General features: G+C 67.3%; 4 protein-coding genes. All 4 read left to right on the forward strand.

Annotated features, from left to right (window positions below):
* The first annotated feature begins 121 nt into the window (after positions 1-121).
* Positions 122-1462: a dicarboxylate/amino acid:cation symporter gene (locus tag ACW173_RS14460; RefSeq protein WP_492080691.1), complete on the forward strand. Its 1341-nt coding sequence runs from the start codon at positions 122-124 to the stop codon at positions 1460-1462.
* An 88-nt stretch (positions 1463-1550) separates the two neighbouring features.
* Positions 1551-3845, forward strand: coding sequence for a glycoside hydrolase family 3 N-terminal domain-containing protein (locus ACW173_RS14465; protein WP_492080692.1), 2295 nt, complete (start codon positions 1551-1553; stop codon positions 3843-3845).
* A gap of 386 nt (positions 3846-4231) precedes the next feature.
* Positions 4232-11641, forward strand: a complete 7410-nt coding sequence (locus tag ACW173_RS14470; protein WP_492080693.1) for an ice nucleation protein — start codon at positions 4232-4234, stop codon at positions 11639-11641.
* Positions 11642-11789: 148 nt separating this feature from the next.
* Complete coding sequence (locus tag ACW173_RS14475) at positions 11790-13808, forward strand: O-linked N-acetylglucosamine transferase, SPINDLY family protein (RefSeq protein ID WP_492080694.1); 2019 nt, start codon at positions 11790-11792, stop codon at positions 13806-13808.
* The last annotated feature ends 57 nt before the right edge of the window (positions 13809-13865 follow it).

Genomic DNA, 13865 nt, shown 5'->3' on the forward strand with positions numbered 1-13865 from the left:
GCGCCTTTGGGCGCCGGAGCATGATTCAGTTTTCCTGGCAGGGCCTCCCGAAAAACCTCGCTCGTAAATCCCACTCTTGCGCACGACATTCGCAGCCGAGGTATTTTGTCGAGGAACGAGCATGGCCGCAGCCAAGAGCAGCCGCTTCATCAGCGGGTTCGGGTTCCAGGTGCTGGCCGCCATGGCCATCGGCTTGGGGCTGGGATTGCTGGCGCGCGACTTGGGACCGGCGGAAGGGCAGGCGGGCTACGCGCTGGCCGAGACCCTTCACCAGGTCGGCTCGATCTTCGTCCAACTGCTGCGCGTGCTGGTGCCGCCGCTGGTGTTCACGGCCATCGTCGCCTCGATCGCCAACATCGCCCAGCTGCAGAACGCCGCCCGGCTGGTCTGGCGGACGCTGTTCTGGTTCGCGGTCACCGCCCTGATCGCTGTGCTGATCGGCATCGTGCTGGGCCTGATCCTGCAACCGGGCCTGCACACCACGGTCGAGGCCGCCGCCGCCAAGGCGCCCAAGACCCACGGCTCGTGGCTCGACTTCCTGACCGGCCTCGTCCCCGCCAACCTCCTGGGCCTGGCCGCCTCGACCAAGATCTCGGACGCTGGCGCGGCCACGACCTCGCTGTCGTTCAACGTCCTGCAGATCGTGGTCATCTCGCTGGTCACCGGCGTCGCGGCCCTGAAGGTCGGCGAGGCGGGCGAGGCCTTTCTCAAGTTCAACGCTTCTGCGCTCGCGATCGTGCGCAAGGTGCTGTGGTGGGTCATCCGCCTGACGCCGATCGGCACCATCGGCCTGTTCGGCAACGCCGTGGCTCAATACGGCTGGACCACCTTGGGACAGCTGGGCGCCTTCACGGGCGCGATCTATATCGGCCTCGCCCTGGTGCTGCTGGTGGTCTACCCGACCATCCTGGCGCTGAATGGCCTCAATCCCGTGAAGTTCTTCCAAGGCGCCTGGCCGGCGATCCAGCTAGGCTTCGTCTCGCGCTCGTCGGTCGGAACCCTGCCGGTGACGGAAGCCGTGACCGAGACCAGCCTGGGCGTGCCGCGCGCCTACGCCGCCTTCGCGGTGCCATTCGGCGCGACGACCAAGATGGACGGGTGCGCGGCCATCTATCCGGCGATCTCGGCGATCTTCGTGGCCCAGTTCTTCGGCGTGCATCTGGCCTGGTCGGACTACTTCCTGATCGTCTTCGTCTCGGTGATCGGCTCGGCCGCCACCGCGGGCCTGACCGGCGCGACGGTCATGCTAACCCTGACTCTGTCGACCCTCGGCTTGCCCCTGGAAGGCGTGGGCCTGCTGTTGGCCATCGACCCGATTCTGGACATGGGGCGCACCGCGGTGAACGTCGCCGGTCAGGCCCTGGTCCCGACCATCGTCGCCAAGCGGGAAGGGATCCTGGACCTGGAGATCTACAACGCCGCGCGCGTCCCCGCCGAGGCGCAACTGCACCCCGCCGAATAGGCGACCGCGGTTGCGCCCCCAAGTTGGTTGCCAGGGCGCGCTTTAGCGGCAATTTTGCCGGCCTGGTGAAGCGTCCCCGGGGGATTCCATGACTTTGAAGACGAAGAGCGGCGCCCCCGTGGGGGCGAGCCGACGCGCCTTCCTGTCCGGCGCGGCGGGTCTGGCGGGGCTGGCCGTCACCGCTCCCCGCGCCTTCGCCGCTTCCGATCGCGTCGAGGCTCTGTTGGCCCAGATGACGATCGAGGAGAAGGCCGGCCAGCTGTCGTGCTTCGCCGACGTGATCCGCCCGCCGATCGGCGACATGAATCCGCTGGTCAACATCCGCAACGCCCAGACCCTGACGGCAGAGGTCAAGGCCGGACGGGTCGGCGCGCTGTTCAATGGCGTCGGCGCCCAGGCCGCGCGCGACACCCAGAAGGCAGCGATCGAGGGCTCGCGCCTGAAGATCCCGTTGCTGTTCGCCGCCGACGTGATCCACGGCTTCCGCACGGTGTTCCCGATCCCGCTGGCCGAGGCCGCGAGCTTCGACCCGCACCTGGCCGAGCGCACCGCCCGCGCCACCGCGATCGAGGCCACGGCCTCTGGCCTGCACTGGACCTTCGCGCCGATGGTCGACGTCGCGCGCGACCAGCGTTGGGGCCGCGTGGCCGAGGGCTCGGGCGAGGACGTGTTCTTAGGGGAGCTGCTGGCCGCCGCCCGCGTACGTGGCTTCCAGGGCAAGGATCTGAAGGCCGACGACAGCATGCTGGCCACGCCCAAGCACTTCGCCGCCTATGGCGCGGTGACGGCGGGCCTGGAGTACAACTCGGTCGAGTTGTCTGACGCCACCCTGCGCGAGGTGCACCTGCCGCCGTTCCAGGCCGCCTTCGCGGCCGGCGCCTTGACCACCATGTCGGCCTTCAACGACGTGAACGGGATCCCGGCCACGGCCAACAAGATGCTGCTGACCGACATCCTGCGCGGGGAGTGGGGTTTCAAGGGCGTGGTCGTCTCGGACTACACGGCCGACCAGGAACTGGTGGCCCACGGCTTCGCCGCCGACGACCGTGACGCCGCGCGCCTGGCTATCCTGGCGGGAGTCGACATGAGCATGCAGAGTGGTCTCTACAACCGCTACCTGCCCGAGCTGGTCGCCTCGGGCGCGGTGCCGATGGCGGTGGTGGACGCTTCGGTGCGCCGGGTGCTGGCCCTCAAGGAGGCGATTGGCCTCTTCGACAATCCCTATCGCTCGCTGGATCCGCGCGACGAGGCCGAGCGAACCGCCACGCCCGCCATCCGGGCCCTGGGCCGCGAGGCTGGCGCGCGGTCGATCGTGCTGCTGAAAAACGACGGGCCCCTGCTGCCGCTGCCCAAGGTCGGCAAGCGTCTGGCCTTGATCGGTCCGTTCGCCGATGACCGCGACAATGTGCTGGGCGCCTGGGGCGGCTTCTTCGCCGACCGCCGCCTGAACGTCGATCTGGCCACTGGCCTGCGCGCCCAGATGGCCGACCCGGGCAGCCTGATCGTCGAGCGCGGCTGCGAGGTCGAGACGACCATCGCCGGCGGCTTTGAGCGCGCCGTCGCGGCCGCGCAAGCCGCGGACATCGTCCTGCTGGCCATCGGCGAGAGCCAGGACATGACAGGCGAGGCCAAGTCGCGCACCGACATCCGCATCCCGCCGGTCCAGCAGCGCCTGGCCGAAGCCATCGCCGCCACCGGCAAACCGGTCGTCGTGCTGCTGCGCCACGGCCGGGCCATCCAACTGGAAGGCGTGGTCCGCGACGCCCCGGCGATCCTGGCGACCTGGTTCCTCGGCAGCGAGATGGGCAACGCCGTGGCTGACGTGCTGTTTGGGGCCGTGAACCCGTCGGGCCGACTGCCGGTCAGCTTTCCGATCGACAGCGGCCAGGAGCCGTTCTTCTACAATGGCCGCACCACTGGCCGGCCGGCTCCGGCCGATCCGAACGGCCAGGAGTACAAGGCGCGCTGGCGCTCGATCCGCAACGATGCGCTCTATCCGTTCGGTTTCGGCCTCAGCTACACGCGCTTCGACGTCACCGACATGAAGCTGTCGACGGCGCGCCTAGCCTGGAACGAGACGCTACACGTGACCGCCAAGGTCCGGAACAGCGGCGGCGTTCATGGGGACCATGTCGTTCAGCTGTACATCAGGGACCGGGTCGCCAGCCGCACCAGGCCGATACGTGAACTCAAGGGCTTCCAGCGCGTCTCCCTGGCGCCGGGCGCGGAGCGGGAGGTGAGGTTCGAATTGAAGCGACAGCACCTGATGTTTGTCGGCGACAACGACTACTGGATCTCCGAACCCGGAGTATTCGACGTGTGGATCGCCAATTCCTCGGTCGATGGTTTGGCCGCCAGCTTCGAGCTTCTCCCGGTTGGGTAGAGAGCGACTCGCGAATCGCGTGGTCAGTCGTAAACGGCCGCGGCGGCGCTCCAAGAGCCGAAAAGACCTCCAAAACCCCTCTGCATTAGTCGCTCGTTAGGAGAATCTTGTGGAGGCAGGCATAGGCGCCATTTTCAGCAGCTTTGCTGATCGTCCTTGTCTTGTAAGGATTTTTCGGACTTCATGCGTCCGAAGGTTCCACGTCTGGAGCCGTGTGAGCGCGCGATTGTCGTCTGCGGCCGCATGTCTCGTTGAAAGGACTTGGAAAGGAAATAAGGTTACCCCGACTTGGCCGTAGTGTGGCTGAATTGGGGCGCTTGCGTTGGGGGGCGTCTTCACATTGCTTGAGCGCGCACTGGGGCGCGTTCATCAGCAAGGATGAATGCATGGCGATCTCGAGTCTTTCCGTCGGGCAGATCTCGGCTCTCTCGGTCACTGCGATCCAGGGCCTGTCCACGACGGACATTCAGTCCCTCAACGGATCACAGATCGCCGCCATCAGCGCGACGGGGATCGGCGCGCTCGCGGACACCCAGGTCGCGGCGCTCAGCACGACCCAGGTCAAAGCGCTCACCACGACGCAGATCCCGAAGTTCGCCACTTCGGTGACCTTCGACGTCACCCAGCTCCAGCAGCTTTCGACCAACCAGGTTTCCGCGCTCACCTCGACCCAGCTGGCGTCGCTGGACACCTCGCATATCGCCGTCCTCAGCTCGACCCAGATCGGCGCCTTGTCGGCCACCAACTTCTCGGGGCTGGACGCCACCCAGGTCGCCACCCTGAACGAGACTCAGATCAAGGCGCTGAGCGTCGCCCAGGTGAAGGGGCTGTCGACCACCGATATCGGTGAGCTGTCCGGCGCCCAGATCGCCTCCATGGCGAACGACCGCCTGACCTCGCTGTCGGTCGCCAACGTCTCGGCGATGGACGGCACGCAGATCGCGGCGCTCAGCACCACCCAGATCTCGGTCCTGACCACCAGCCAGATCAAGGGCCTGTCGACCACCGACGTTGGTGAGCTGTCGGCCGCCCAGGTGGGCGCCCTGACGACGGCCCAGGTGGCCTCGCTGACGCCCGCCAGCTTCTCGGCCCTCGACACCACGCAGGTCGCCGGCCTATCGGCGACCCAGATCAAGGCCGTCACCAAAGACCAGATCAAGGCGCTGGACGCCACCGACATTGGCGAGCTGACCACGACCCAGATCGGCGCCCTGAGCACCGCCCAGGTCGCGCTGCTGGCCACGACCCAGTCTTCACAGCTCGCGACCACCCAGGTCGCCGCCTTGGCCACGACGCAGGTCGCGGCCCTGACGACCTCGGCCTTCCGGGCCCTGGACGCCACCCAGGTCGGCGCGCTGAACGAGACGCAGATCAAGGCCCTGACCACCCAGCAGGTGGCCGCGCTCGACGCCACCGACATTGGTGAACTGGCTGACACCCAGGTTGGCGCGCTGACCGCGACGCAACTTGGCGCGGTCAACAACACCGCCTTTTCGGCGTTGAGCCTCACCCAGGTCGCCGCCCTGACGACGACCCAGGTCAAGGGCATCACGGTCAGTCAGCTGAAGGCGCTGAACACGACCGACGTGGGCGAGCTGACCGCCGCCCAGATCGGCGCGCTAAGCACCACCCAGCTCACCAGTGTCACGACAGGCAACATCTCGGCGCTGGACGCGACCCAGATCGCGGGCCTGGCCACGACTCAGATCAAGGGCCTGTCCACCCAGCAAGTGGCGGCCCTGACGACGACGGACATCGGCGAACTGGCCGACACCCAGATCGCCGCCCTGACCGTCGACCAGATCAAGAACCTTTCGACCGCCAACGTTTCGGCCCTGAGTTCGACCCAGGTCGCTCTGTTGGCCACCACCCAGATGGCGGCTCTGACGACCGCCCAGGTGAAGGCGCTCAGCGCCACGGATATCGGCGAGCTGTCGTCGGCCCAGGTCGGCGCCATGACGACGTCGCAGATCGCGGCCCTGGCCACGACCCAGGTCAAGGAACTGTCGGCGACCCAGATCGGCGGCCTGACCTCGAGCCAGTTGAGCGCGATCGCCACGACGAACCTTGTCGTGCTGGATGCTACTCAGATGGGCTCGCTGAACGCGACCCAGCTGAAGGGCATGACCTCCCAGCAGGTCGCCGCCCTGACGACCACCAACATCGGCGACCTGGCCGACACCCAGATCGGTTCGCTGTCGGCCGCCCAACTGGGGGCCATGACCTCGACCGGCTTCTCGGCGCTGAACAGCACCCAGGTCGCGGCCCTGACGACCGACCAGCTCAAGGGCGTGACCGCCAGCCAGATCAAGGGCCTGTCGGCGACCGACGTCGCCGAGCTGTCGACCACCCAGATCGCGTCGCTGTCGACCTCGCAGCTGGGCGCGATGACGACGGGCAGCCTGTCGGCGCTGGACGCCACCCAGATGGCGGCTCTGACGACGAGCCAGATCAAGGGCCTGACGACCAGCCAGCTCCAGGGCCTGACGACGACCGACATCGGCGAGCTGACGACGACCCAGATCGGCGCCCTGAGCGCTGACCAGATCAAGACCCTGTCGTCGACCAACATCTCGGCTCTGGCCGACACCCAGGTCGCGGTCCTGACGTCCACCCAGATCAAGGGCCTGACGACCAGCCAGTTGAACGCCCTGACGGCGACCGACATCGGCGAGCTGGCCGATACGCAGATCCAGGCGATGTCGAACGCCCAGCTGGCGGCGCTCAGCCAGACCGGCGTCCAGGCTTTGTCGACGACCCAGATCACGGCCCTCAGCGCTACCCAGGTAAGCGCGTTCTCGGCCACCAACTTCTCGGCCATGGACGCGACCCAGGTCGGCGCCCTGTCCGCGGCCCAGATCAAGGGCCTGACCGTCGACCAGGTTAAGAGGCTGAACGCCACCGACGTGGCCGAGCTGGCCACGACGCAGGTCGCCGCCCTGGTCACGACCCAACTCGCGGCCCTGACCACCACGGCCTTCACGGCGTTGGACGCCACCCAGGTCAGCGCCCTGACCGAGACTCAAATGAAGAGTCTCACCACCAGCCAATTGCGCGCCATGTCGGCGACCGACATCGGCGAGCTGGCGGATACGCAGGTCGGCGCCCTGACGACGAGCCAGCTGTCGCAACTGACGGACACGGGCTTCTCGGCGCTGAACGGCACCCAGGTCGCGGCGCTGAACGCGAGCCAGATCAAATCGCTGAGCGCCACCCAGCTCAAGAACCTCTCGGCCACCGACGTCGGCGAGTTCTCGTCGACCCAAATCGGTCAGCTGACCGTCGATCAGATCAAGAATCTATCGGCCGCCAACATCTCGGCGCTGGACTCGACCCAGGTCGGGGCGCTGGTGAACACTCAGCTGCAGGCGCTGAACGCCACCCAGCTGAAGGCGCTGACGACCACCGATATCGACGAGTTGTCGTCGACCCAGATCGGTCAGCTGACGGCGGCCCAGATCTCGGGCCTGCTCTCGACCCAGGTGCAGGAGCTGTCGACCACCCAGATCGGCGGTCTGACCTCGACCCAGCTGGGCGCGATCACGTCGACCAACCTGACCCTGATGGACGCCACCCAACTGGGCTCGCTGACCGCGGGCCAGTTGAAGGGCCTGACAACCCAGCAGGCGGCGGCCCTGACGTCCACCAATGTGGGCGCTCTGGCCGACACTCAGGTCCAAGCCCTATCCGCGGGTCAAGTGGCGGCCCTGAAGACGGCCAGCTTCTCGGCGCTGAACGCGACCCAGGTCGCGGCGCTGAACGAGACTCAGGTCAAGGCCATCACGGTCAGCCAGCTCAAGGCTCTGGACGCCACGGACATCGGCGAGTTGACCACGACGCAGGTCTCGCAGCTGACGACCTCGCAGGTCGCGGCCCTGACGACGACCGCCTTCTCGGCCCTGGACGCGACCCAGGTTGGCGCGCTGACGACCACCCAGCTGAAGGGCGTCACGCTTGATCAGGTGAAGAACCTGACCACGACCGACGTGGGCGAGCTGACGACGACGCAGATCGGCGCCCTGAGCGTCGATCAGATCAAGACCCTGACGTCCACCAACCTGTCGGCGCTTGACGCGACCCAGACCCAGGCTCTGACCGTCACCCAGATGAAGGGCCTGACGACCAGCCAGCTCGGTGGGCTGTCGACGACCGATATCGGCGACTTCGCCGACACCCAGATCGGCGCCCTTTCGTCGGCGCAGATCGCCGCGCTGAACGTCAACGACCTGACCACGACCCAGATCCAGGGCCTCAGCTCCACGCTGATCGGCGCCCTGGGCGCGACCAAGTTCTCGGCTTGGGACGCCACCCAGGTGGGCGCGCTGGCCACGACCCAGATCAAGGGCCTGACGACCAGTCAGCTCAGCGCGCTGAGCGCGACCGACATCGGCGAGCTGGCCGACACCCAGGTCGCCGCCCTCGCGACGACCCAGGTGGCCGCTCTGACGGCTACCGGCTTCTCGGCCCTGAACGGCACTCAAGTCGCGGCGCTCGCGGACACGCAGATCAAGGCCCTGACGACGAGCCAGCTGAAGGCGCTGACGACGACCGACGTGGGTGAGCTGACAGAGACCCAGGTCGCCTCGCTGACGACCTCGCAGATCGCGGCCCTGACCGACACCGGCTTCTCGGCCCTGAGCGCCACCCAGGTCGCGGCGCTGACCACCACCCAGATGAAGGCGATCACGGCCACTCAGATCAAGAATCTGACGGCGACCGACATCGGCGAACTGGCGACGACCCAGCTTCAGGCCCTGAGCGTCGACCAGGTCAAGAACCTGTCGGCGGCCAGCGTTTCGGCCCTGGCGGACACCCAATCCCAGGCTTTGAGCAACACTCAGATCCAGGCGCTGTCGGCGACCCAGCTGAAAGGCCTGTCGGTCACCGACATTGGCGACCTGTCCTCGACCCAGGTCGGCGCGCTGTCGGCCCTGCAGGTCGGCTCGCTGGCCGGCACCCAGGTGCAGGAACTTTCGACGACCCAGATCGGCGCGCTCTCGTCCACTCAGCTTGGCGCGCTTTCGACGACCAACGTGCAACTGCTGGACGCCACCCAGATCAGCGCTCTGACGACGGCCCAGCTCGAGGGCCTGACCAACGACCAGGCCAAGGCCCTGACCTCGACCAATGTCGGCGATCTCGCCGACACCCAGGTTCAGGCGTTGTCGGCCACGCAGCTGGGCAATCTGACCACCACTTCGTTCTCGGCCCTGAACGGCACCCAGGTGGCCGCGCTGAGCACGGATCAGATCAAGGGCGTCACGGCGACCCAGCTGAAGAACCTTTCGGCCACCGACGTCGGCGAACTGACGACGACGCAGATCGGCTCGCTGTCGACCTCGCAGATCGCCGCGCTGACGACCACCAGCTTCTCGGCCCTGGACGCCACCCAGTTCGGCGCTCTGACCGCGACCCAGATCAAGGGGATCACGGTCGACCAGCTGAAGAACCTGACGACAACCGACATCGGCGAACTGGCGACCACGCAGATCCAGGCGCTGACCAGCAGCCAGGTGGTCGCGCTGTCGACCACCAATCTGTCGGCGATGGACGCCACCCAGATGGGCGCGTTGACGACCACGCAGATCAAGGGGCTGACCAGCACCCAGCTTCAGGGTCTGGCGACGACCGACATCGGCGAACTGGTCGACACACAGGTCCAGGCCCTGACCACGGCGCAGATCGGCGTCCTGACCGAGACCCAGGCCGCGCAGCTGTCGACGACCCAGATCGGCGCGCTCGCCTCGACCCAGGTGGCGGCCCTCAAGACCTCGGCCTTGCAGGCCCTGGACGCCACCCAGATCGGCGCGCTGACAGCCAATCAGCTGAAGGGCCTCACGACCCAGCAGGTGGCCTCGTTGCGCGCCACGGATGTCGCCGAACTGGCCGACACGCAGATCGCCGCCCTGAACACCAGCCAGTTGGCGGCGCTGACGACCACGGCCTTCTCGGCTCTGGACGGCACGCAGATGGCGGCGCTGACCACGACCCAGATCAAGGGTCTCACCACACTGCAGATCAAGAATCTGACGGCGACCGACATTGGTGAACTGGCCGACACCCAGGTCGAGGCCCTCACTGGGACGCAGCTGGCGGCGCTGACCACCACCGGCTTCTCGGCTCTGAGCCAGACCCAGGTCGCGACGCTGAGCGCGACGCAGATCAAGAGCATCACCACCAGCCAGATCGCGGCTCTGACCACGACCGACGTGGCCGAATTCGCGACCACCCAGATCCAGTCGCTGACTGTCGACCAGATCAAGAACCTGTCGGCGGCCAACCTGTCGGCTCTGGCCGACACCCAGGTCGCGGCGCTGGCCAACACCCAGATCCAGGCGCTATCGGCCACCCAGCTGAAGGGTCTGTCGGTCACCGACGTCGACGAACTGTCGTCGACCCAGATCGGCGCGCTCTCGGCCCTGCAGATCGGGGCCTTGGCCTCGACCCAGCTGCAGGAGCTGTCGACCACCCAGATCGGCGGCCTGACGCAGACCCAGATCTCGGCGATCTCGTCGACCAACTTCACCCAGCTGGCCGACACCCAGATCAGCGCGCTCAGCAGCGCTCAGCTCAAGGGCCTGACCACCAGCCAGATGGCCGGCCTCAACGTGACCAATGTTGGCGCCCTGGCCGACACCCAGGTGCAGTCGCTGAGTTCGACCCAGCTGGCGGGCATGACCTCCACCGGCTTCTCCAACCTTAATGGCACTCAGATGGCCGTCCTCAGCGCGACGCAGCTGAAGGGCCTGACCACCAGCCACATGAAGGGCCTGACGACGACAGACATCGGCGAGCTGGCTGACACTCAGATCCAGGCGCTGTCGGCGGCCCAGATCGGCGCGATGACGACCGGGGCCTTCTCGGCCATGGACGGCACGCAGATGGCGGCGCTGACCGCGACCCAGATCAAGGGCGTCACGGTCGAGCAGCTGAAGAACCTGACGACGACCGACATCGGCGAACTGGCGACCACGCAGATCCAGGCCCTGGCCACGAGCCAGCTGGTCGCGCTGTCGACCACCAACCTGTCGGCGATGGACGCCACTCAGATGGGTTCGCTGACCACGACCCAGGTCAAGGCCCTGACGGGCGACCAGATGAAGGGGTTGTCGGCCACCGACATCGGCGAGCTGACCACCACCCAGATCGGCGCCCTGAACACCGCCCAGATCGTTCTCCTGACCTCGACCCAGGCCAGTGAACTGGCGGCCACCCAGATCGCCGCCCTGGCCACGACGCAGATCGCGGCGATGACCACGACGACGTTCTCGAACCTGGACAGCACCCAGATCGGCGCTCTGACCGAGACGCAGATCAAGGGCGTGGCCACGACCCAGATCGCGGCGCTGACGGCGACCGACGTCGGCGAGTTCGCCGGCACCCAGATCGCGTCGCTGAGCCTCACGCAGCTGCAGGCGATGTCTTCGGCCAACGTCTCGGCCTTGGACTCGACCCAGACCGCGGCGCTGACCACGACCCAGGTCAAGGGTCTGACGGCGTCGCAGCTGAAGGGCCTGACCGCGACCGACGTGGCCGACCTGGCGGGCACCCAGCTGGCGTCGCTGGCCACCACCCAGGTGGCCCAGTTGACGACCACCGTGATCGACGCGCTGAGCACCACGCAGATCGGTCAGCTGGAGGTCTCGCAGCTGACGGGCCTGACCTCGACCCAACTGGATTATCTCTCGACCACCAACATCGAGGCGATGACCACGACCCAGGCGAACGCCCTGACGCAAAGCCAGGTGCAGAGCCTGAGCGACGCCCAGGTTGTCTCGTACCTGAAGGCGACCTGATAACGCCCCGCCGCTCGCGCCTATCGGCGCGGGCGGTGGCTCGGCCATTGGTCGAGCCCCTAACCCCATGCCATGATCGCGTTGCGCCGACTCGCGCGCCGCTTTCGCGCGCGCCTGTCCGTTGCCGCTTATCGGTTTCAGGAAGACAATGGCCGACGTCGACACGCTGGATCTGCTCAGCAAGCTTACCGCCGAGGGTTGCCCGCTCGGTGACCTGATCACCTTGGCGGCGGGCCTGGGCGCGGGGGGACAGCCCGCCTTGGCCGACCAGGCCTACAAGGTCTGGATCAAGTTCAACGCCGAGCATCCGCAGCTGTGCGTGGCGCTGTTCAACCGGTCGATCCTGCAATCGGCCCTGGGCGACAACGCCGGCGCGGCGGCCTCGTTGGAGCAGGCGATCGCGCTGAACGCCGACTTCATGCCGGCCTATGTCAATCTGGGCGGCCTGCAGGAACGCGCCGGCCTGCACGAGATGGCGATCGCCACCTGGGAGATCGGCGCCAACCGCAGCGTCGTCGTCAGCGGCATGGGCGTGAACTACGCCTTCACCTGCTTGAAGCAGATCGCGCGTCTGCTAGGCGATATCTCGCAACCCGCGCGCGCCGAAATGGCCCTGCTGCGGGCCGCGGACATCGATCCCACGGCCGAGGAGGTGATCGGTCAATTGGTCGCCACGCGCCTGGCCCAGTGCAAGTGGCCCGCCTTGCAGCCGAGCGAGCGCCTGAGCCGCGAGACCCTGCTCCGGGGCGTCAACCCGCTGTCGATTTCGGCCTATAGCGACGATCCGTTGTTGCTGCTGGCGGCCGGCAACCACTTCATCGAGCGCGAGACCAAGACCACGCCCGAGCAGATCCGCGCCGACCGCCGCGATGCGCCGATCGACGTGATCGGCCGGCGCCCGCGCATCGGCTACATCTCGTCGGACCTGCGCGACCACGCCGTCGGCTATCTGATGGCCGAGCTGTTCGAGGTGCACGATAAATCGAAGGTCGAGGTCTTCGCCTATTACTGCGGGCCGGAGTCCAGCGACGGTCTGAACACCCGCATCCGCGCCGCGGTCGAGCACTTCACCGACATTCGTCCGATGTCAGACGATGAGGCCGCCCAGCGCATCGCCGACGACGGCATCGACATCCTGGTCGACGTCAACGGCCACACCCGCGACGCCCGCACGGCCGTCTTCGCCCGCCGCCCGGCCCCCATCCTGGTCAACTGGCTGGGCTATCCGGGCACGATGGGCAGCGACTACCACCACTACATCGTCGCCGATCCCTGGATCATTCCGCCCGAGATGGAGCTCTACTACTCCGAGGCGGTCCGCCGGATCCCCTGCTACCAGCCCAACGACCGTCGCCGAAAGGTCAACGACGCCGCGCCGACGCGAGCCGAGGCCGGCCTGCCCGAAGACGGCTTCGTCTTCTGCTGCTTCAACGGCACCCAGAAGATCACGCCCTTCGTATTCGACCGCTGGATGGACATCCTGAAGCGTACGCCCGGCAGCGTTCTGTGGCTGCTGGACAACAATCCCGAGACCAACGGCCGGCTGCGCGACGCGGCCGAGGCGCGGGGCGTGGATCGCACACGCCTAGTCTTCGCCCAGAAGCTCCAGAACGCCTTTCACCTGGCGCGCTACCGCCTGGCGGACCTGTTCCTGGACACCACGCCCTATGGCGCCCACACCACGGCGTCGGACGCGCTCTGGATGGCCGTGCCGGTGCTGACCTGGTCCGGCAAGAGCTTCGCCTCGCGCGTCTGCGGGAGCCTGGTGCGCAGCGCCGGCCTGCCCGAACTGGTCGTCGACAGCGCCCAGGCCTATGTCGACAAGGCCGTCGAGCTCGGGGCCAATCCTGAGAAGGCGCGCGCCATGCGCGCCCAGCTCGAGGCCAACCGCGACACCTGCGTGCTGTTCGACATGGACCTGCTGGCCGGCAAGCTGGAGGAGCTCTATGGCGAGATGATCGCCGAGTACCAAGCCGGCCAGCGACCGCAGCCGAACCTGGCCAACCTGCGGACCTATCTGGAGATCGGCCTGGCGCTGGATCGCGACGATCGCGAGATGCAGGCCGAGCCCGATCTGCACGCCCTCTATCGCCACGAGTTGGCGCGCCGCCACGGCGTCAAGGCCATACCCGCCGACGGCCGGCTGTGGGAGGGCGGGGCCTCGTGAACCGCGAGCCGTCGGCGGTCCCGCTCCACGTCGAGCCGGGCATGGAGGCGCTGAGCA

The organism is Caulobacter sp. ALps2, from assembly GCF_058681635.1.